Genomic DNA, 22,135 nt, shown 5'->3' with positions numbered 1-22,135 from the left:
GGTTTATAACTAAATCTAATATATTCTTAAACGATTAACAAGCTATAATTATTACGAAAATAATACAAATGAAGAATACCTTAGTGATTGATTTAGAAGCGGAAAAGCAAGAAATCCTGAAGAGATACCGTGCCCTCTTGCGTGCCTGTAAGCCAACATTACAAAAAGGAGATAAAAAAGAAATCAGAAAAGCATTTGATATGGCCCTTGAAAGTCATAAAGATATGCGCAGAAAATCTGGTGAACCTTACATTTATCACCCAATTGCTGTGGCTCAAATCGCTGCTGAGGAAATCGGGCTCGGAACAACATCTATTGTATGTGCACTCTTGCACGATGTGGTCGAAGATACAGAGATCACGCTCGAAGATATTGAAAGAGAGTTTGGAAAGAAAACTGCCAAGATCATTGACGGGCTGACTAAAATAGCAGGTGTCTTTGACTATAACAGCTCTTTGCAGGCCGAGAACTTCAGGAAAATGCTGCTGACCCTGGCGGATGATGTAAGGGTAATTTTAATTAAACTGGCAGATCGCCTGCATAACATGCGGACCATGGATTTTATGCCAAGGCACAAGCAGTTAAAAATTGCATCCGAGACGATTTACCTCTATGCTCCTTTAGCGCACAGACTGGGACTTTATGCCATAAAATCTGAGCTGGAAGATCTTTCCATGAAATACCTGGAGCCGGATACCTATAAATTTATTGCGACCAAGCTGAATGAGAAAAAGGCAGAACGTACACTGTTTGTTAAACATTTTGTTGATCCGATCAATGAAATATTGGCAGAACAGGGTTTCGTAGCGAGTATCTATGGCCGCCCTAAGTCTATCCATTCGATCTGGAATAAAATGAAAAAGAAAAACATCCCTTTTGAGGAAGTGTATGATCTTTTTGCCATCCGGATTATCCTGGATAGCTCCCCTGAAAATGAGAAAGCTGATTGCTGGAAAGCTTATTCTATAGTGACCGATTTATACCGCCCCAATCCGGATCGTTTACGCGACTGGGTATCTTCTCCCAAAGGGAATGGATATGAATCTTTGCATACTACGGTGATGGGGCCAAAAGGCCAGTGGGTTGAAGTACAGATCCGTACGCAGCGCATGAATGAAATTGCAGAGAAAGGTTTTGCAGCACACTGGAAATATAAAGAGTCAAGCAATGACAACGGACTTGATCAGTGGATCCTGAAAGTAAGAGAGATGCTGAACAATCCGGAAGCGAATGCACTGGATTTCCTGGATGACTTTAAAATGAACCTCTTTTCGGATGAGATTTTCATCTTTACCCCGAAAGGAGCATTAATACAATTACCATTAGGTGCAACTGCACTGGATTTTGCTTTTGAGATCCATACCGATGTAGGAGCCAAATGTATCGGTGCAAAAGTGAACCATAAACTGGTACCGCTTTCTTATAAGCTGCAAAATGGTGACCAGGTAGAAATTATAACTTCTGGTAAACAGGTTCCAAAAGAAGACTGGCTGAATATTGTGGTTACCGCAAAAGCAAAGTCAAAAATCAAGTCTTCATTAAAAGAAGAAAAAAGGAAGATTGCAGAAGGTGGTAAAGAAACACTGGAACGCAAGCTTAAATCTTTAAAGATTACCTATAATACAGATAATCTGAACAAGCTGAGCTATTTCTTCAAACTGACTTCTACCCAGGAACTTTTTATTGCTGTAGCAACCGGAAAGATCGAGCTAAAAGATCTGAAAGAATACCTGGCAAGTGAAAAGGAAATTGAAAACAGAGGCATTGAGCGCAACGATGGACAACAGATTGAAGCTTTATTAAGTAAAGTAAAAGGCCCTGAGTCTGATATTTTACTGATTGGCGAAGACCTGCAGAAAATTGATTACACGCTGGCTGCTTGTTGTAATCCTATTCCTGGTGATGATGTTTTTGGCTTTGTTACCGTAAGTGAGGGAATTAAAATACACCGGACCAATTGCCCTAATGCTGCACAGCTGATGGCCAATTATGGTTACCGTGTGGTTAAAGCGAAATGGAACAAACAACAGGAACTAACCTTCCTGACCGGGCTGCACATAATCGGAATTGATGATGTAGGACTGATTAACAATATTACCAAAGTAATTTCTGGTGATTTTAAGGTGAATATGCGTTCTATTACTGTGGACACGGATAATGGTATTTTTGATGGTTCAATCATGATCTTTGTCAATGATAAAGAGCACCTGGACAACCTGATCAAAAATCTGCTGGAAGTCAAAGGGGTGACTGGTGTAACACGTTTCGACGCTTAAAATTGATTATGCTATAAAAACTGTTTAAGTTTATCTGTTTAAATTGCTTATGAGTCAAAATGAAGCAATAAACAGATAAAATTTAAACAGTTTCATCGCGTTCTATATAAAAAATGATACCTTTGAGAGGAGTTTTAAAACTATGTCTACAAACCATAACAGCGAGTTGGTTAGAAAAATATTCGAAGCTTATCTCGAAAATAAAAGTCTGAGAAAAACGCCTGAGCGTTTTGCCATCTTAGAAGAAATCTATTCCAGAGATGATCATTTCGATGTAGAGACCCTCTACATCCATATGAAAAATCAGAAATACAGAGTAAGCAGGGCTACCGTGTATAATACACTGGAGTTACTTGTTTCCTGTGATCTGGTTACTAAACATCAGTTTGGGAAAAACATGGCCCAGTTCGAAAAATCGTACGGCTACCACCAGCATGATCATGTAATTTGTATTGATTGCGGTAAAGTTGTTGAATTCTGTGATCCAAGGATCCATCAGATTCAGAGCATGGTAGGTGACCTGCTGAAATTCGAAATCAAACATCACTCTTTAAACTTATATGGCAGCTGCTTTGACTGTTCAGCAAAAGCATCCATTAAACAAAAAGAGGATATTAAACACGCAAGTTAAACAACACAATTATAATCTTTTCTTAAATTAAAATAATGACGCAAGTAGACGTGCTTCTTGGCCTGCAATGGGGCGATGAGGGCAAAGGAAAAATTGTTGACGTATTATGTCCGCAATATGATTTGATAGCTCGTTTTCAAGGCGGACCGAATGCCGGCCACACCTTAGAGTTTGATGGCAAAAAGTTTGTTTTAAATACTATTCCATCTGGTATTTTCAACAAAGACACCATGAATTTGATTGGTAATGGTGTGGTAGTCGATCCCATCATTTTAAAAAGAGAATTAGATAACCTGAAAACTGCAGGTCATGATCCTGTTGCCAATGGCAAACTGGTGATCGCACGTAAAGCACATCTGATTCTTCCTACTCACCAGCTTTTAGACGCTGCAAATGAGCAGAAAATGGGTAAAGATAAGATCGGTTCTACACTTAAAGGTATTGGCCCGACTTATATGGATAAAACCGGACGTAATGGTTTACGTGTTGGGGATACTACCTTACCAGATTTCAAAGAGCGTTACAATAAACTGGTTACTAAACACAAGGAATTACTTTCTCATTATAACTTTGAGTATGACCTGACAGAAAAAGAAGCTGCTTTCTTCGAGGCTATTGAGTTTATCAAAACTATTCCTCATGTAGATAGCGAGCACTTTGTAAACGGCTACCTTAAAGAAGGCAAAAAAGTGCTTGCTGAAGGTGCACAGGGTACATTACTGGATATTGATTTCGGTTCTTATCCTTTCGTAACTTCTTCAAATACAACTACTGCTGGTGCTTGTACTGGTTTAGGTATTGCGCCAAACAAAATCGGAAGTGTGATCGGAATTTTCAAAGCTTACTGCACACGTGTAGGAAGCGGCCCGTTCCCTACTGAACTGGAAGATGAAGTAGGTGAAAACCTGCGTCAGGTAGGACACGAATTTGGTGCAACTACCGGAAGACCACGCCGTTGCGGATGGATCGACCTTCCTGCTTTGAAATATGCAATCATGCTGAATGGTGTGACTGAAATGGTCATGACTAAAGCTGATGTACTGAGCGGATTTGATACCATTTATGCTTGTACACATTATGAGCACAATGGAGAGACGATTGATTACATGCCGTATGACATCATCACGATCAAACCAAACCCAGTTCTGAAAGAAATTGAAGGCTGGAAAACTGACATTACTAAAATCACTGAAGTTGATCAGATTCCTGCTCAGCTTGCTTCTTATATCGCTTTCTTAGAAAAAGAATTAGAAGTACCGGTAAGATACCTTTCTGTAGGTCCGGACAGAGTACAAACTTTGATTCTTCCTTAAGAGATCAATTCATATATAAAAGGCGGCCTGGTGCCGCCTTTTTTTATTTAAACGTGTTGAATACCAATTTTTTAATACAATGAATTCCCAGGAACTAATTTCATTTAAACAAAAAGCTTTACAATGGGCAAATCAATTTGAAGTATGCTGTTGTTTTGATTCAAATGAATACACTGATCCTTATTCCAAATATGATTTTCTACTTGCCGCAGGTACAGAACATCAGCTGAATGCTCCCACAGGCAACGCTTTTAAGGCGCTGAGAACATTTTCTCAAACTCATCCGGGCTGGTTATTCGGCTTATTTAGCTACGACCTTAAAAACGAGATAGAAGAGCTGACATCTGGTAAAGAGAACAAACTTGATTTTCCAGATCTCTTCTTTTTTACACCAAAATACCTGATTGCAGTTAGTAATGGTCTTATTGAAGTATTAACAGGGCCTGCAGATTTGTTGGAAACCATTAATGGACTGCAGCAGTTTCCTGTAAATTCTGCCCCTGCTTTGCAGCTGGAGCCAAGAATGAACAGGGCAACTTATCTGGCTAAGGTCAACGAATTGAGAGACCACATTGCAAGGGGTGATATTTATGAGGTTAATTTCTGCCAGGAATTCTTCGCAGAAAATGCTTCTATTGATCCCTATGAGGTCTACCTCAATTTAAATGAATTATCCCCTACCCCATTTTCAGGCTTCTTTAAGGTCGATAGCAAGTACATTCTTTCTGCAAGTCCTGAGCGGTTTTTATGCAAACGCGGAGACGTCCTAACTTCTCAGCCCATTAAAGGCACAGCGAAAAGAAGCCCCGATGCTCAGGAAGATGAACAGATTAAGATTGATTTAAAAAACAATATTAAAGAACAGGCCGAAAATGTAATGATCGTAGACCTGGTCAGAAATGATCTGACAAAAAGCGCAGTACCAGGAACGGTTAAAGTCAAAGAGCTTTTTGGAATTTACAGCTTTCCGCAAGTGCATCAGATGATTTCGACGATAAGCTGTCAGCTTAAACCGGAATTACATGCAGTTGAGGCTATAGAAAATGCTTTCCCAATGGGCTCGATGACGGGTGCTCCGAAAGTAAGAGCAATGGAATTGATCGAGGATACAGAATGCAGCAGAAGAGGCATTTACTCTGGTGCTTTTGGATATTTTGATCCTGAAGGAGATTTTGATTTCAATGTAGTGATCCGCAGCATCCTGTACAATGAAGAAAAGAAGTATTTATCTTTCCAGGTAGGTGGAGCAATAACTTTCGCTTCTTCTGCAGAAGCTGAATATGAAGAATGTATGCTGAAAGCTTCAGCAATGATTAAAACGTTAAAAGGGTCGCATTAGCGACCCTTTATAGTATAGAATTAGAAAATTGCTCTTCTGATTATCTGATTGGCTTTCCCGTAGGAGAGTTAAAATATCTTTGCGCTTCTGGCAAGTCTCTTTGAATCTGTGCAATCCTTGTACCATCTGCAGGGTGCGTACTTAAAAACTCAGGTGGTTTCTGTGAACTCTGACTTACAGCAGCCATTCTTTGCCAGAAACTAACTGCACTTGAAGGATTGTAACCAGCCATAGACATAAAAATCAGGCCTAAGTGATCCGCTTCTAATTCCTGTGTTCTTGAATTAGGCAAAAGATAAAACCCTTGCGCACTAACCCCGTAGATTTTGCTGATTGCAGCTTGTGTGGTTTCAGACTGGCTACCAGCCGCAGCACCAACTAAACCTCCCAGACCTTGTGCTAATGCGGCTTTTGAAGCACGTTCTGAAGAGTGCTGAGCAATTGCATGTGCAATCTCATGCCCCATTACTGTCGCTAATCCTGCATCGTCTTTAGTTACAGGCAAAATACCAGAGTAAACAGCAACTTTACCACCCGGCATACACCATGCGTTTACTTCTTTACTGTCAATCAGGTTAAATTCCCAACGAAAACCCTGAATTTGCGCAGCATACCCATTGGCATTCATATATTTCGTCACCGCAGCAGCGATCTTTTGCCCGATTTGTTTGACTCTCTGGGCATCGGCATTATTTAATATTTTGGTTTTCGGATCTTTTAAAAGTGTGGTATAACTCTGTGCAGCAGCAGTCTGCATCTCACTTTCATTGACAAAACTTATTCTGTTTCTCCCTGACAAGGGAACTGTAGAGCATGCATAAGTCATAGATACTACAGCAGCAATACCCAGTAACGTTAATTTCTTCATCGGTTTTTAGTTAGTATTTGTTTTCTTTTTAAACAGATACACTTTAGATTCTTTGCCCTTAAGTAAACGTTCCAGGTTTTTCTGGTGTGTAACCAATATCAGAATACAAACACACATCCCATACAGAACTTCAGACTTAATTGTGGAATGCAGCACAAAAACAATTCCTAATGGAAAGGTAAATCCTGCACATATAGAGCTTAGAGATACATATTTTGTAACCAGCAATACGACCACAAAAACAAGAACACAAAGCATAGCAGCCGGAAAGTTAACTGCTAAAATCATTCCAAAAAGCGTAGCCACCCCCTTACCGCCCCTAAAACCAGCGAAGATTGGGAACAAATGTCCCATCACTGCGGTTACACCCAGTGCAAGTTCATAGTTAACAAATTGAGAAGAGTTATGTGGGCCAGTTACCGATAGCCCTATAAAATAGGCAAGCTTGGTCGCAGTGTATCCTTTAGCAATATCGATGGTCATTACGGCCATACCAGCCTTTTTACCCAGTACACGGAAAGTATTGGTCGCACCAGCATTTCCACTGCCGTATTCTCTTACGTCAATACCATAAAATGCCTGTCCGATCCAAACTGCCGTAGGTATAGACCCGCAGAGATAGGCTAAAATAACCGCAGAAATAGAGTAGATAGATATCATACCTTAATAGGCTTTTAAACTCATGTCTAAACTTTTAACTGAGTGGGTCAATGCGCCCATAGAGATAAAATCTACTCCACAAGCTGCATATTCAGTTATATTCTCTTCGGTAATCCCACCAGACGCTTCTGTTGTAAACTGATGATCAATCAATTTCACAGCCTGTTTAAGGTCAGCAAAGCTGAAATTATCCAGCATAATCCTATTTACCTTACCTGTATTTAATACCTGGGTTAACTCTTCCAGGTTTCTTACTTCAATCTCTATTTCAAGTTTTTTACCGTTATCCGCAAGATACTGATTTGCAGCTGTAATTGCATTTGAAATTCCACCTGCATAATCCACGTGATTATCCTTGATCAGGATCATATCATACAGACCAATCCGGTGATTTACTCCACCGCCTATTCTAACTGCCCATTTCTCCAGATATCTCATACCTGGGGTAGTTTTTCTGGTGTCCAGAATTTTAGTCTGATAAGGTGAAAGTAACTGTACAACATGGTTGGTCTTGGTTGCAATTCCGCTCATTCTCTGCATGCAGTTCAAGACCAGTCTTTCGGCCAGCAAAATAGCATGAGAGCTGCCAGCAACAGTAAAGGCAATATCCCCATATTTCACAGCATCTCCATCATTTAAAAAAACTTCCGTCCGAAGCGTTGAATCTACTTGATTGAAAATCTCAAGCGCAAGTGTTACGCCAGCAAGTATACCATCCTCTTTAACCAATAGCTTGGCTTTCCCAGTTGTTCCGGCCGGGATGGTAGACATAGAGGTATGATCGCCATCGCCAAGGTCTTCGGCGATCGCATTTTTTATAAATAGGTCTATTAATTTCTTATCCAAAACATGTATTTTAGATCAAAAATAGCATTTTTACCTAAATTTGCATTACTATTTATCGGGTTCAATCCGTAATTCGGTGATAAAAAAGGTGTTAGCTGTTTTTTTCAGCGTAATTGCCACCCTGAATTTCCCGGTTTTTGTGCTCAGGGACAGGATGCCAAACCTATAATTAGGATTGGTATTGATCAGATGTACAACAGTTGAATTCACAGGCGCATTCTTAGTGAAAAAATCTCTGAGTATTTGTTCTGCCTGTGCTTTGGTGTATACATCTTCTTCCTCATTTATAGTCAGCTCCACAGATGGAGAAAAGCTTTTACTGATCTCCTTTGAATTCGCAGACTTGAATAAGGTTGATATAGAATCAACAATATCTCCTTGAATTAATCCAGGATGGAATAACTGGGTCAAAAAAATCAATGTCGAAAGTATGGGTCTAATCATATTCTAAAGATAACAATTATTCCGCACACAAATTATGCCATTAAAGATTAGTGATTAGCTAATATCCTATACAAGAATCTAAAACATACGACTATCTTAGTTACTGAGCTTTAACCAAATACAAATTCAGATGTTAAAAAAATCAGCAATCATAATTTCATTCACCCTCACACTGTTGACCACAATAAAAGCACAAACCAGTAATGCAGAGCGCGGTCAATGGTTTAAAGAGGCTAATTTCGGAATGATGGTTCATTGGGGGCTATATAGTATTCTGGAAGGAAGCTATAATGGACATACCTTGCCAGATACAACCTTAAAACATGCGAATGGCTGGTATGCCGAGTGGGCACAACAAAGACTTGAAGTACCTGCTAAAGAATATCAGGCGCTGGTCAAACAATTTGACCCGGTTAACTTTGACGCCGACAAATGGATATTTGAAGCTAAAAACGCGGGTATGAAATACTTTGTCATCACCGCTAAGCACCACGATGGATTTGCGCTTTGGGATTCAAAGGTTTCGACCTATGATATTGGTAGCACGCCTTATAAAAAAGACATTCTTGGAGAGCTGGCGAAAGCCTGTAAAAAGTATGGATTGAAATTCGGTTTTTATTATTCTCATTGCGAAGATTGGGAACATCCTGGAGGCGCAACTCCCGAATGGCTGCCAAGAAAAACGGATGCACAATTCGAAAAATACTGGAAAGAGAAATGTCTACCACAGGTTTCTGAACTGATTCACAACTATAATCCCGATATGTTCTGGTTTGATACCTGGGGAGATGAACAGGAGAAGACATTTATTTCTGATAAAAGACGTGATCAGTTAATTGCCCTAATCAGAAAAGAAAGTCCGAAATGCTTAATTAACGGCCGTATTTCTTACCTCAACCCTGGCGATGATATCGATTTTCTGGAAATGATGGACAATACTTATCCGGAGAAGTTACAAACCAGACCCTGGCAAACTGCTGCGACAATGGTTAACTCCTGGGGCTGGCATGCCAAAGATTACAATTGGAAGCCAGCAAATGAAATGCTCGGTTATTTAGTGAGTAATGTAGCTAAAGGTGGTAATTACTTGTTAAATGTTGGCCCTAAGCCAAATGGGGAAATTCCATTGGCAGCTATACAGCGGTTACGCGAAATGGGTGGCTGGCTCACCGCAAACGGTGAAGCAGTTTATGGCGCTTCGCATGTAGATGCTCCCGCTATTCAGGATGTTTATCTGACTCAAAAGACAGGTACCCATGGAGAAAAGTATATTTATGCCAGTATTGCAAAACCATTAAGTCAGCTTATTTTACCCTTTCCGGCATCGGCAATTAAAGACTGCAAATTATTAGAATCGGATATGCCTGTTCAATTCAATGCAGCTGCAAACAACCAGGTATCCCTGCAATTGCCTAAAATATTGGCCGGGCCTTGTACAGGAATTCAGGTGATAAAAATAACCATGAAGAACTAAATTCCTATGGTAAAGATCAGATCAGTGTATAAATTACAATTAGATGCTTCATCAAAATCAATAAGAGTTATATTTGTTTGACATTATTTATCAGCGAAATATCAATTCAATTTAAATGAATAATAAAAAAGTGATGCTCCTCATTCTTGATGGATGGGGTTACGGAAAACAAGACAACTCAGACGCAGCTTACGCAGCAAATACACCTTTCTTTGATTCTTTACTGAAAAACTATCCAAACTCGAAACTGGAAGCATCTGGTGAGGCTGTAGGCTTACCTGCAGGACAAATGGGGAATTCTGAAGTTGGGCACATGAACCTGGGTGCAGGAAGAGTAGTTTACCAGGAATTAGGAAGAATTAACAAAGCAATCAGCGATGGCTCTATTCAAACTAATCAGACTTTAGTTGATGCTTTTGATTACGCTAAGAAAAACAATAAGGCTGTTCATTTTATCGGATTAGTATCTGATGGTGGTGTGCATGCCCATATCAATCATTTAAAAGGATTATGTGATGCGGCAAATGATCAGGGACTGAAAGATGTCTTTATTCATGGCTTTTTAGATGGCAGGGATACAGATCCGAATTCAGGTTTGGGCTTTATTAAAGAACTGGATGACCATTTAAAAACCTCTACCGGCAAAATAGCCAGTTTAATTGGCCGTTATTATGCGATGGACAGAGATTCTCGCTGGGAACGCGTTAAACAAGCTTATGATGTCATGACTAAAGGAATTGGTTTACTTACACAAGATCCTTTAAAAGCTATTGAACAATCTTATGCTGATGGCATTACGGACGAGTTCGTTAAGCCTATCGTAGTTACCGGAGCTGACCATCAGCCTTTGGCCGTGATCGCTCCTGAGGATGTCGTGATCTGCTTCAATTACAGAACAGACCGTGGCAGAGAAATTACAGCTGCCCTGACTCAAAATGACTATCCTGAATTTGAGATGCACAAATTGCCATTGTACTATGTAACAATGACTACTTATGATGAAAATTTTGAAGGTGTAAAAGTTATTTTCACCAAAGATGACCTGACAGAAACGTTGGGAGAAATCTTAGAGAAAAACCATAAAAACCAAATCCGTATTGCGGAAACAGAAAAATATCCTCACGTAACCTTCTTTTTCTCCGGAGGCAGAGAACTGGCCTTCGAAAACGAAAAGAGACTCATGGTGCCTTCTCCAAAAGTAGCTACCTATGACCTTCAACCAGAGATGAGTGCTCAGGGAATTACAGATGCGATTACCAAAGAGCTGGAAACAGGCTGGGCAGATTTCATTTGTCTGAATTTTGCGAACCCGGATATGGTAGGTCATACAGGTGTATTTGAAGCTGTTGTTAAAGCTGTGGAAACCGCAGACCGTTGCGCACAGGAAGTCGTTACCAAAGGTCTTGAAAATGGCTATTCTTTTATTATCCTGGCAGATCATGGTAATTCAGAATATATGCTGAATAACGATGGTTCTGTAAATACCGCACACACCACCAACCTGGTTCCTTGTATTTTAGTAGGTACAGAATATACCGCTATTGCTGACGGTAAATTAGGTGATATTGCACCTACAATCCTGAAGTTAATGGGAATTGAAAAACCTGCGATCATGACAGGAAATGAATTGATATAATGAAGAAACTGTCATTCCTTTCTTTAAGTATTTTAGTTTTTGCGGCCTGTACTTCTACAGCGCCCAAAAACCAGAATGCGCCTTTGGCTTATTTCGATCTGAAAGATTATATAGCGAAAGAGGCTAAACGTTTAACGGCATTAAATCCTGAAATTGACAAAACCGTTATTGTGAATAAAGCTTCGGAACGTAAAAAACTGAAGATTGCAGACTGGCCAAAAGAATTGTCCTCTTTTTCTGATGCTGACATCAATAAATCTGCCTGGCAGGGATTGTTTACGACAGAAAGGGCTAAAGATTCAGAAACCTACCTTTCTGACAATGAGAAAGTACCCGTAAAATCACTTATTGTAAGCTATAGAAACGGTAAGATTCACGGCATTAAGCTGCTGATCAGCAATATCAATTCACTGTATACTTCAAATGATACACTTTCTTATTTTCCTGATAGCTTATATGAGGTGAAGAAAACGCAGAACATTAAGTTACTGAATGGAAAAAGTTATGCGATTACAGGAAGATTCAAATAAAAACCAGTGATCTTCAAAATACGATATCAATAAAAAAGCCAGAGTATATGCTCTGGCTTTTTTATTGATATCGTATTTGTGTTTTATTTCAAACTTGCCACCTGTGCTTTCACATAATCTATCAAAGAAATGATATCCTTACGCAAAGGCTGAACAGTTAATACTTTCTGGAAATCTGCAACTGAATTGTTAAACAACACAATACAAGCATCTTTATCTACGCGTTTCTTAATTTTATAAGATTTATAAATCGCATAATCCTTATAAGCTAAACCTCTGTTCTGCAACAATTGAGTATCTTCTTCTCCGTTGATCTCGATTGCTTTAGTGAAGTCTTTAATCGCCGACTGGTAAAATGTATCACGCATCTGGTTCAAAGATTCCTTAGGATCATTTGCAACATTCTGCCTGGCTTTACCTCTATAGTAATACGCTGAATAGTCAGAAGGCTTTACCGTAATAAGTCTGCTATAGGTTTCAATAGAACTCTCAAAATTACCACATTGAAAATAAGAATACCCGAGCATCTTTAATACGCTTGGATTATTTGGAGTTTTAGAATCGGCTTTCTCTAACTGAGCAACAGCTCCTTTATAATCGCCTTTCATCATTGCCTGCATTCCTAATTTATCGTAACTTCCGCTTTGAGCGAAAGCGGCATTGGCAGAAACAACCAAAAATAGTATAAGCGCTTTTTTAATGTAGTTCATCAAATTTTATTTAATAAAGAATAAAGATATAAAATGATAGGTATTATGTACCCATAATTTACATATCATTTATTGATATTTAAAGGGTAAACGTTGAAAAAAGGAAAATATGATACATCAGTCAAATAATTTTACATATTCTGACTTTTTAACAGATAAAAACCGATATTCAATCTTTGGCACAGGAGTTGAAATTATACCCACCAATATATAATTATAATTTTTATAAGCGGCAGACTGTCACATTGTCGTTTTTTTATTCTAGAAAGGCCTATTAATGAGTATAAAAGATCAGTTTGATTTTGGCAATGCACTACCCATCATAAATGAAGATACGGAATTTTTCCCTTTGATGTCCCAACAGGATGAAGATGAGATGAATAACGAAGAAACACCTGAGATACTTGCCATACTTCCATTGAGAAATACGGTATTATTTCCTGGAGTTGTCATCCCAATTACCGTTGGAAGAGACAAGTCTATAAAACTGATAAAAGAAGCCTATAAAGGTGACAAAATTATTGGTGTAGTTTCCCAGCTTGATGTATCCATTGAAGATCCAACCTTTGAGCAGTTAAATAAAGTCGGTACTGTAGCACATATCATTAAGATGCTGCAGATGCCTGATGGTAACACAACTGTGATTATCCAGGGAAAACAACGCTTCCGATTAATTGAAGAGGTACAGTCTGAGCCCTATATTAAAGTTACTATCAGTAAATTTAATGAGGCAAAGCATAAAAAAGATAAAGAATTTAAAGCACTGGTAGCTTCTATCAGAGAGATGTCTTCACAGATCATTCAGCTTTCACCAAATATTCCAAGTGAAGCCGCTATGGCCCTGAAGAATATTGAAAGTACTTCATTCCTGATCAACTTCATCTCTTCTAATATGAATGCAGATGTCAAAGACAAGCAGAAAATGCTTGAAATGGACAATCTCAGAGCAAGAGCTTTAATGGTTATGGAATTACTGACACTAGAACTGCAGATGCTGGAATTAAAAAACCAGATCCAATCTAAAGTACGTGTTGATTTAGATAAACAGCAAAGAGATTACTTCTTAAACCAGCAGTTGAAAACAATTCAGGAAGAATTGGGAGGAAACTCTTCAGACCTGGAATACGAAGCACTTGAAGTCCGTGCAAAGAAGAAAAAATGGTCAGTACAGGTGAAAGACCATTTCGGTAAAGAACTGGAAAAGCTGGGAAGAATGAATCCTGCTGCTCCCGATTATTCTGTACAAATCAATTATCTTGAATTATTGCTTGATTTACCATGGAATGATTTCACTAAAGATAATTTCGATCTTAAACGTGCACAAAGAGTATTAGATAAAGACCATTTTGGACTGGAGAAAGTAAAACAGCGTATCATTGAATATTTAGCTGTTCTAAAGCTGAAACGTGATATGAAAGCGCCGATCATCTGTTTGGTAGGCCCTCCGGGAGTTGGTAAAACTTCATTAGGTAAATCAATTGCGAAAGCACTGAACCGTAAATATGTCCGTATGGCATTAGGCGGTATCAGAGATGAAGCTGAAATCCGCGGACATAGAAAAACTTATATAGGTGCTATGCCAGGCCGTATTATTCAATCTATCAAAAAAGCAGGTGCCGCTAACCCGGTATTTGTATTGGATGAAATTGATAAAGTCGGTTCTGATTTCAGAGGAGACCCTTCTTCTGCCTTGCTTGAAGTATTAGATCCAGAACAAAACAGTGCATTCAATGATCATTATGTTGAAACAGACTACGATTTGTCCAATGTATTGTTTATTGCTACAGCAAATTCACTGAGCAACATTCAGCCTGCTTTGCTGGATCGTATGGAAATTATTGAGGTGAACGGCTACACAATTGAAGAAAAAATAGAAATCGCTAAAAAGTATCTTTTACCAAAACAAAAAGAACAGCATGGTATTAAAACAAAAGATATTGTTCTAAAACCAAGTTTGATTGAAAAAGTAATCGAAGATTATACACGTGAATCAGGCGTTCGTGGTTTAGAGAAAAAGATTGGTTCACTGGTTCGTGGTGTGGCCACTAAAATTGCCATGGAAGAAACTTATGAATCTACTTTAAGTCAGGAAGATGTGGAACGCATTTTAGGTGCTCCTATCTATGACAAAGATTTATATGAGGGTAATGAGGTTGCTGGTGTAGTTACCGGACTGGCCTGGACACAAGTAGGTGGTGATATTCTATTTATAGAAGCAAGCCTTAGCCCTGGAAAAGGGAAATTAACTTTGACAGGTAACCTGGGCGATGTGATGAAAGAATCGGCTGTTATCGCGCTGGCCTATCTTAGAGCTCATGCTTCATTGTTTGGTATAGACAATCAGTTGTTTGACCTTTGGGATATCCATGTACACGTTCCTGCGGGAGCAACCCCTAAAGATGGCCCTTCAGCAGGTATTACAATGCTGACTGCATTGACTTCAGCATTTACACAACGTAAAGTGAAATCTAATTTAGCTATGACAGGTGAAATTACCCTTCGTGGTAAAGTCTTACCAGTTGGCGGAATTAAAGAAAAGATCCTTGCAGCGAAAAGAGCAAATATCAAAGACATTATCTTATGTAAGTCTAACCGTAAAGATATTCTGGAGATTAAAGAAAGTTATATCAAGGACCTTAATTTCCACTATGTGTCTGAAATGAAAGAAGTAATTGAACTGGCGCTGATGAAAGATCAGGTTAAAGATCCTCAGGATCTGACGATCAAAGTCAAACCAGTAGCTGCAAACTAATTGCGCAGATAAATTTTAACTCTTATATTTAAAGCTCCGGAATAACCGGGGCTTTATTTTTTTATAATTCACATGAAGTATACCGGATATTCAATCCTATTCATTCTATTGTTCTGCACTTCCTTCGCTTATTCACAATCTTTTAAAAACGAGGTTGGTTTCAAAAGCGATAACGATTCTTATCTGGGGCAAGGCTCCGACCGTTATTACACGAACGGTTTGTTCCTGTACTTTCGTCATGCCACAGACCAGTCCAAACTAAAGGCCGGACTGGAAAAGAAAACCTACGAAATCAGCGTTGGACAAATGATGTTCAACCCTTATTCAGGCTATGCTCCGGATCCTGCGACACAAGATCGTCCCTTTGCCGGATACCTATATGTTGGTGGTACGATGAACTGGTTTTATAGTGATGAAAGTATCATCACTGCAAGCGCACAGATCGGAACTACCGGAAAGAATTCTCTGGGTGAAGCTGGTCAGAAATTATTACATAAAACATTCGGCTTCTATGACGTAGGCGGTTGGGATTACCAGATTAAAAACGAGCTGGCTATTAACCTTTCTGCACAATACACCAAATTATTGACACGTACCGCAGGAAACGCAGTTGAATTATCTTTTGAAGGTTATGCGAACCTGGGAACAACTTTTAGTGGGGCGGGCGCAGGATTACTTTTCAGAACAGGTAACCTGAATCAGTTATTTAACTCTGCTTATACCCATGCAGCTATCGGCAATAATGCTAAAATTAAATCACTGGTCAAAAGGGAAATATTTTTCTATGCTAAACCGCAATTAAATGTGGTAGCTTATGATGCAACTATTGAGGGAAGTATGTTTAACAATAACAGTCCGGTAACTTTTAGCCAGAAACCTATTGTATTTGCGCAGCAATTGGGAATAGATTACAGTGTAGATCGTTTTACTGCAGATTTTGGCGTGATCTTTAAAACGAAAGAAGTTAAAAGTATTGCGAGAGCACATCAGTGGGGATCAGTTACCATGTCTTACAGATTCAAGTAGCTCATGCCGTATTCAATCCGTTAACTAACGGTAAATTAATTGAGCCAGGCATCCATACCTGGCTTTTTTCTGTTCTCTTTTTTTACTGCAATTGATTTTTTGTCGCTTTTCCTTCTCAGGATTACGCTTTTTGGCGTGTGCGTCGGTTTTCTTTTCTTATCTACATGAAGGCCGGTTTTCAGCAAAGCCATCAATTTGATAATACTTTGTTCCTTATTCACAAGCTGACTTCTGTCTTCCTGAGAAACTACATGAAGATTACCTTCCGTGTCGATCCGGTTTGCAAGGCGCTCTGCAAGTAGTAGTTTCTCTTCTGTAGTGAAGAATTCCGCCGATTCAACGTGAAGAATCACTTCTACCTTACTGGAGACCTTGTTGACGTTCTGCCCACCTTTGCCCCCACTCCTGGAAGTTTTAAAGGTCAGCGATTTAACGAGTTCTTTTCTGTCTTTATACATAAGCGCAAAAATAATTCTTTTTCTTTAATAGTATTTTAAAAAACCCTCAAAACAGTATATTTGCAACTATATGAGAAAAAATGTAGTTGTGGCCATCGATGGCTATTCTTCATGCGGTAAAAGTACACTCGCAAAAGCACTGGCTAAAAAACTAGGCTTTATCTATATCGATAGCGGCGCAATGTACAGAGCAGTGACTTTATATTTTATACGCAATCATACCAATGTAAGTGATGAGGCAGCAGTTATTGATGCTCTTCAGCACATAGAGCTGAACTTCCACTCCAGAGATTATGAATCGCACATTACTTTAAATGGCGAAGAAGTCTCAGAAGAAATCAGACAAATGCCCGTTTCCGAAACTGTCAGTGAAATATCTGCACTGAAACAGGTGCGTAAAGAAATGGTGAAACAGCAGCAGCGCATGGGTAAATCCAAAAACATCGTTATGGATGGCCGTGATATCGGCACTACTGTATTTCCTGATGCCCAGGTTAAACTTTTCATGACAGCTGACCCTAAAGTCAGAGCAGAAAGAAGATTCAAAGAATTACAAAGCAAAGGTGATACAACAACCTCGCTGGAAGATGTTTTTGAGAATCTTGCACACCGTGATTATGCAGATACCACAAGAAAAGAAAGCCCGCTTGTTCGTGCCGAAGATGCTATCATTCTGGACAATACAGAAATTACCCCGGTTGAACAACTCGAATTCGCATTAAATAAAGTAACTCCTTTCATTCCACAGCTGGCTTGAAAACAGAATATGGGGAATTAACACCCGATTGTCATTCAAAATACATATTAAACAAGGCAAACTGTTCAAAATCAAGAACATTTATTAAAAAATTCTTTCTTTAAAAATATTAATTTCTATCTTTGCAATCCCTAAAGGGAAAAGGAGATTAAATGATTAATGGCAAAAAAACAAGTAGCAGAAAAAGAATTAGAGGCTAAAAAAGCCGAATTACAAGGTGCAGACGCTCGTCTGACTGAAAAAGAAACCATTGAATCTGAAGCAGATTCATTGTCGATCGAACAGATCAAATCATCACTAGCAACACCAGATCAGGATTTTGACTGGGATGCAGACGATAAAGCTTTCGGAAAATACTCTGACGAAGACCGTAAAAAGTTTGAAGACATGTATACCGATACTTTCAATCAAATCAATCAAGGTGAAATTATCAGCGGTATTGTTGTATCTATCAACAATAAAGACGTTGTATTAAACGTAGGATTTAAATCTGACGGTTTAGTATCAACTTCTGAATTCCGTGATACACCTGATTTGAAAATCGGTGACACAGTTGATGTATTTGTTGAAGCTCCGGAAGACGCAAATGGTCAATTGATTTTATCTCGTAAAAGAGCTAAAACTCAGAGATCTTGGGAATCTATCAACGAAGCCCTTGACAATGACAGAATCATCAACGGATTTGTTAAAAGCCGTACTAAAGGTGGTCTTATCGTTGACATCATGGGTGTTGAAGCTTTCTTACCTGGTTCTCAGATCGACATCAAACCGATCCGTGATTACGATGTTTATGTAGGTAAAACAATGGAATTCAAAGTTGTGAAAATCAACCACGAATTTAAAAACGTTGTCGTATCACACAAAATCTTAATCGAAGACGATTTAGAAAGTCAAAAAGTTGAGATCGTATCTAAACTTGAAAAAGGTCAGGTATTAGAAGGTACTGTTAAAAACATTACTGACTTCGGTGTATTCATCGATTTAGGTGGTGTTGACGGTTTACTTCACATTACTGATATTTCCTGGGGCCGCATAGAGCATCCAAAAGAAGTATTGAGCTTAGATGAGAAAATCAACGTTGTTGTTCTTGACTTTGATGACGAGAAAAAACGTATCGCATTAGGCTTAAAACAATTAACTCCACACCCATGGGAAAGTTTAGATACTAACCTTGTTGTTGGATCTAAAGTTAAAGGTAAAATCGTTACTGTAGCTGATTACGGTGCATTCTTAGAAATCATTCCTGGCGTTGAAGGTTTAATTCACGTTTCAGAAATGTCATGGTCTCAAAACTTACGCAGCCCACAGGAATTCTTGAAAGTTAGCGATGAAATCGAAGCTGAAGTATTAACTTTAGACAGAGACGAACGCAAAATGAGCTTAGGTATTAAGCAATTAACGCAAGATCCATGGCAAAATGTTGCTGAAAGATACCCTATCGGAAGCAAACATACTGCTGTAGTTAAAAACATGACTAACTTCGGTGTATTCGTGGAAATTGAAGAAGGTATTGATGGATTAATCCATATCTCTGATCTTTCATGGTCTAAAAAAGTTAACCACCCTAACGAATTCACTAAAGTTGGTGATACATTAGACGTAGTTGTTTTAGAATTAGACGTTGATAGCCGTAAATTAAGCTTAGGTCATAAACAATTAGAAGAAAACCCTTGGGATACTTTTGAAACTATCTTCACGTTAGATTCAATTCACCAGGGAACTGTTGTTAAAGTAACTGATAAAGGTGCTGTTATTGCTTTACCATATGGTGTAGAAGGATTCGTTCCAACTAAACACATGGCTAAAGAAGATGGTACTACTATCAAAGCTGAAGAAACTAATGATTTCAAAATCATTGAGTTTAACAAAGATGCTAAACGTATCGTTGTTTCTCACGCCCGTATCTGGGAAGAGGCTAAAGCTGAAGTTGCTGCTGAAGAAAGAGCTACTAAGAAAAAAGATGCTAAAGCTTCAAGCAATGCAGTTAAAAAAGTTAAAGATTCAGTTGAGAAATCAACTCTTGGTGATCTAGGTGTTCTTGCACAATTGAAAGAGCAAATGGAAGGCGAAGAAAGCAAAAACAAAGCTAAATAATCTTCAGGCTTATATAATAGAAAAGGGTGCCCAATAAAAGGCACCCTTTTTTTTGGGGGTAAATTTCTAAGATCAGGCCATGAATACGATCTGCGGTTAACTTACAGGAATTTAGCTTTCAACTCAGCCGTAGGCACCATACAACTCTCCTCTCTACCCCAGATCGAATACCTGCGTTTTGCGATCTGATTGTAAACGAAATCGCGGATAAAAGCAGGGACGAGTATAAAAACATATAACAATGGCCAGCCGCCACTCAAATGCCTGGCAATACGCAACGCAGCAGTGGAGCGTTGATACACCCTCCCGTTCTCTAACAGGATAATACTGCTGAGTTCACTCAGTGATAAACCAAATGGCCCAAGGTACTGTTGCGTAATATCGCTCTGCAAGGCAGCAAATCTGAACCTGTCTTTAGGATCTCTCTTAATGACGAATTTAACTGAGCCTGCACATAAATTGCAAACACCGTCAAAGAATATTATAGCCTGCTGCATAGGGCAATTTAGTGAATTAGCAAGGGGTTTAAGCGCTTTGTTGCTTCTAATTAATAGTAACGGAAATCCGCATTAATAATTGTGAAATTGTTAATCAGTTAAATTATATTCCTGATTCATTTGAACAAATACTCCAAATTATCCAGAAAAAGAAGGTTCTGAAATAATCTCACAAAAATAACAGGCATCCACTCCTAAATTTCAGTATAGAAATCAGGCGATTAGCATTATTTTACAATTAAAACGTCGAAGCTCATTGAAATTAATTAAAATTGCGGGTATATAATTCAATCCGATTTTTTATATTTGCCTAATCAATTTGTCAATGCAAAAGAGAACCCTGCTAGACGGTAAAAAATTCCAAATCACAATTAAGAGACTTTGTCATCAATTAATTGAGAATCACAACGATTTTTCTAATACCGTACTCATTGGTATACAGCCCCGCGGCAGTTACTTCGCAGACAGAATCAAACAAGAACTTTCAGAAACCCTTAAAAACAAGAATATCAGAAAAGGTAATCTTGACATCACTTTCTTCAGAGATGACTTCAGAAGAAAGGACGGGCTTGTTTCCGCAAATAGCAACACTATAGATTTTATCATTGAAGACTGCAATGTCATTCTGATCGATGATGTACTCTGGACAGGCCGTACCATCAGGGCTGCACTGGATGCATTGCTTGCCTTTGGCAGGCCGGCCAAAGTGGAACTATTGGTACTCATTGACAGGAGATTTTCAAGACATGTCCCTATTGAACCTGATTATATCGGGCAGCAGGTAGATAGTCTGGATTCCCAAATGGTAAAAGTGAGCTGGAAAGAGACAGAAGGAGAAGACAAAGTAATATTATTATCAGACCGAAATAAATAAGAAATGGCAGCAGAAAAACTATCAACACGACATCTTTTAGGCATTAAAGATATTACCCTGAATGATATTGAATTGATTTTTGAGACTGCAGATAATTTCAAGGGCGTCATTAACAGGACGATAAAAAAAGTACCTTCACTGCGTGATATTACGATTGCAAATATCTTCTTTGAGAACTCAACACGTACCAAACTATCCTTCGAACTGGCAGAAAAAAGACTTTCGGCCGATGTGATCAATTTCGCAGCTTCCTCCTCTTCTGTAAGTAAAGGAGAAACACTGATTGATACCGTAAATAACATCCTGGCCATGAAAGTGGATATGGTGGTCATGAGACATCCATACGCAGGCGCAGGTGTGTTTCTGAGCAAACATATCAACGCGCAGATCGTAAATGCCGGAGACGGCGCGCATGAGCATCCTACGCAAGCATTACTTGACGCTTACTCGATCCGCGAGAAATTAGGTGAAGTGGCAGGAAAGAAAGTCGTGATCGTTGGAGATATCCTGCATTCAAGAGTAGCAATATCCAATATACTCTGCCTGCAAAAGCTGGGTGCAGAAGTGATGGTTTGCGGCCCGACTACTTTAATCCCAAAACATATTGCGAGTTTGGGTGTAAAGGTTGAACATGATCTGATCAAAGCTTTAAACTGGTGCGACGTAGCCAACATGCTGCGCATTCAGCTGGAAAGACAAGATATCAAATATTTCCCTTCCTTAAGAGAATATGCGATGATGTACGGCCTGAATAAACAAATTCTGGATAACCTGGACAAAGAAATCATTGTCATGCACCCAGGCCCTATTAACAGAGGTGTGGAGATTACAAGTGATGTCGCTGACAGTAAACAATCTATCATTTTAGACCAGGTAGAAAATGGAGTAGCCATCCGAATGGCTGTACTTTATCTGCTTGCTTCTCAGAGAGATTAGTCTTCAAACCTTTT

The 22,135-nt window shown here is 39.0% G+C and carries 20 protein-coding genes; 13 read left to right on the top strand and 7 right to left on the bottom strand.

Going from position 1 to position 22,135, the window contains the following annotated elements; genetic code table 11:
* Positions 1-68: 68 nt before the first annotated feature.
* The 4 genes from ABIB30_RS12230 (at position 69) to ABIB30_RS12215 (ending at position 5,559) form a co-directional block, all read left to right on the top strand.
* A complete protein-coding gene (locus ABIB30_RS12230; RefSeq protein WP_354302382.1) occupies positions 69-2,276 on the top strand; it encodes a RelA/SpoT family protein in 2,208 nt (735 codons plus the stop codon).
* A 142-nt stretch (positions 2,277-2,418) separates the two neighbouring features.
* The gene (locus ABIB30_RS12225; RefSeq protein WP_068402925.1) at positions 2,419-2,907 is read left to right on the top strand and encodes a Fur family transcriptional regulator; all 489 of its coding nucleotides are present in this window, start codon (positions 2,419-2,421) and stop codon (positions 2,905-2,907) included.
* Positions 2,908-2,942: 35 nt separating this feature from the next.
* Complete coding sequence (locus tag ABIB30_RS12220) at positions 2,943-4,220, top strand: adenylosuccinate synthase (RefSeq protein ID WP_068402926.1); 1,278 nt, start codon at positions 2,943-2,945, stop codon at positions 4,218-4,220.
* Positions 4,221-4,299: 79 nt separating this feature from the next.
* Entirely contained in the window at positions 4,300-5,559 is a 1,260-nt protein-coding gene (locus ABIB30_RS12215; RefSeq protein ID WP_354302379.1) for an anthranilate synthase component I family protein, read from the top strand.
* A gap of 40 nt (positions 5,560-5,599) precedes the next feature.
* On the opposite strand, the gene ABIB30_RS12210 is transcribed toward ABIB30_RS12215, so the two are convergent.
* The 4 genes from ABIB30_RS12210 to ABIB30_RS12195 are packed head-to-tail and all read right to left on the bottom strand — an operon-like array spanning position 5,600 to position 8,377.
* Complete coding sequence (locus ABIB30_RS12210) at positions 5,600-6,427, bottom strand: M48 family metallopeptidase (protein WP_068402928.1); 828 nt, start codon at positions 6,425-6,427, stop codon at positions 5,600-5,602.
* 6 nt (positions 6,428-6,433) lie between these two features.
* Complete coding sequence (gene plsY / locus ABIB30_RS12205; RefSeq protein ID WP_111635935.1) at positions 6,434-7,087, bottom strand: glycerol-3-phosphate 1-O-acyltransferase PlsY; 654 nt, start codon at positions 7,085-7,087, stop codon at positions 6,434-6,436.
* 3 nt (positions 7,088-7,090) lie between these two features.
* Positions 7,091-7,933, bottom strand: coding sequence for a carboxylating nicotinate-nucleotide diphosphorylase (nadC, locus tag ABIB30_RS12200; RefSeq protein ID WP_354302377.1), 843 nt, complete (start codon positions 7,931-7,933; stop codon positions 7,091-7,093).
* A 48-nt stretch (positions 7,934-7,981) separates the two neighbouring features.
* A complete protein-coding gene (locus ABIB30_RS12195; RefSeq protein ID WP_354302375.1) occupies positions 7,982-8,377 on the bottom strand; it encodes a DUF4783 domain-containing protein in 396 nt (131 codons plus the stop codon).
* A 130-nt stretch (positions 8,378-8,507) separates the two neighbouring features.
* Between ABIB30_RS12195 and ABIB30_RS12190 the strand changes: the two genes are divergently transcribed.
* The 3 genes from ABIB30_RS12190 to ABIB30_RS12180 all read left to right on the top strand — a co-directional run bounded on the left by ABIB30_RS12190 (position 8,508) and on the right by ABIB30_RS12180 (position 12,017).
* Entirely contained in the window at positions 8,508-9,851 is a 1,344-nt protein-coding gene (locus ABIB30_RS12190) for an alpha-L-fucosidase (protein ID WP_354302373.1), read from the top strand.
* A gap of 115 nt (positions 9,852-9,966) precedes the next feature.
* The gene (gene gpmI, locus ABIB30_RS12185) at positions 9,967-11,487 is read left to right on the top strand and encodes a 2,3-bisphosphoglycerate-independent phosphoglycerate mutase (RefSeq protein WP_354302372.1); all 1,521 of its coding nucleotides are present in this window, start codon (positions 9,967-9,969) and stop codon (positions 11,485-11,487) included.
* A complete protein-coding gene (locus ABIB30_RS12180; protein WP_354302370.1) occupies positions 11,487-12,017 on the top strand; it encodes a hypothetical protein in 531 nt (176 codons plus the stop codon). The genes gpmI and ABIB30_RS12180 overlap by 1 nt, the downstream gene beginning before the upstream one ends.
* Before the next feature lie 83 nt (positions 12,018-12,100).
* On the opposite strand, the gene ABIB30_RS12175 is transcribed toward ABIB30_RS12180, so the two are convergent.
* Complete coding sequence (locus ABIB30_RS12175) at positions 12,101-12,727, bottom strand: tetratricopeptide repeat protein (protein ID WP_068402936.1); 627 nt, start codon at positions 12,725-12,727, stop codon at positions 12,101-12,103.
* A gap of 277 nt (positions 12,728-13,004) precedes the next feature.
* On the opposite strand from ABIB30_RS12175, the gene lon reads away from it, so the two are divergent.
* The gene (gene lon / locus ABIB30_RS12170) at positions 13,005-15,479 is read left to right on the top strand and encodes an endopeptidase La (RefSeq protein ID WP_354302367.1); all 2,475 of its coding nucleotides are present in this window, start codon (positions 13,005-13,007) and stop codon (positions 15,477-15,479) included.
* 72 nt (positions 15,480-15,551) lie between these two features.
* On the top strand, positions 15,552-16,505 hold the full coding sequence (locus tag ABIB30_RS12165) for a lipid A deacylase LpxR family protein (protein ID WP_354302365.1): 954 nt from the start codon (positions 15,552-15,554) through the stop codon (positions 16,503-16,505).
* A gap of 35 nt (positions 16,506-16,540) precedes the next feature.
* Here the strand turns inward: ABIB30_RS12165 and ABIB30_RS12160 are convergent, their stop codons facing one another.
* Positions 16,541-16,963: a peptide chain release factor-like protein gene (locus ABIB30_RS12160; protein WP_502931087.1), complete on the bottom strand. Its 423-nt coding sequence runs from the start codon at positions 16,961-16,963 to the stop codon at positions 16,541-16,543.
* 70 nt (positions 16,964-17,033) lie between these two features.
* On the opposite strand from ABIB30_RS12160, the gene cmk reads away from it, so the two are divergent.
* Both cmk and rpsA read left to right on the top strand, forming a co-directional pair.
* Positions 17,034-17,720: a (d)CMP kinase gene (gene cmk / locus ABIB30_RS12155; RefSeq protein WP_068402945.1), complete on the top strand. Its 687-nt coding sequence runs from the start codon at positions 17,034-17,036 to the stop codon at positions 17,718-17,720.
* Positions 17,721-17,879: 159 nt separating this feature from the next.
* Positions 17,880-19,814 carry a 30S ribosomal protein S1 gene (gene rpsA, locus ABIB30_RS12150; RefSeq protein WP_111635945.1) on the top strand — a complete coding sequence of 645 codons (1,935 nt, stop codon included), beginning with the start codon at positions 17,880-17,882 and terminating at the stop codon, positions 19,812-19,814.
* A gap of 101 nt (positions 19,815-19,915) precedes the next feature.
* Here rpsA and ABIB30_RS12145 read toward each other — a convergent pair whose 3' ends face one another.
* Entirely contained in the window at positions 19,916-20,311 is a 396-nt protein-coding gene (locus ABIB30_RS12145) for a thiol-disulfide oxidoreductase DCC family protein (RefSeq protein ID WP_354302363.1), read from the bottom strand.
* Positions 20,312-20,636: 325 nt separating this feature from the next.
* Between ABIB30_RS12145 and pyrR the strand changes: the two genes are divergently transcribed.
* Positions 20,637-21,185, top strand: a complete 549-nt coding sequence (gene pyrR / locus ABIB30_RS12140) for a bifunctional pyr operon transcriptional regulator/uracil phosphoribosyltransferase PyrR (RefSeq protein WP_068402950.1) — start codon at positions 20,637-20,639, stop codon at positions 21,183-21,185.
* A 3-nt stretch (positions 21,186-21,188) separates the two neighbouring features.
* Positions 21,189-22,121, top strand: a complete 933-nt coding sequence (locus tag ABIB30_RS12135; protein ID WP_068402951.1) for an aspartate carbamoyltransferase catalytic subunit — start codon at positions 21,189-21,191, stop codon at positions 22,119-22,121.
* Positions 22,122-22,135 lie beyond the last annotated feature (14 nt).

The sequence above is a fragment of the Pedobacter sp. UYP1 genome (assembly GCF_040547305.1).
Lineage (GTDB): Bacteria > Bacteroidota > Bacteroidia > Sphingobacteriales > Sphingobacteriaceae > Pedobacter.
This window is presented reverse-complemented; position numbering and strand designations above follow the sequence as displayed.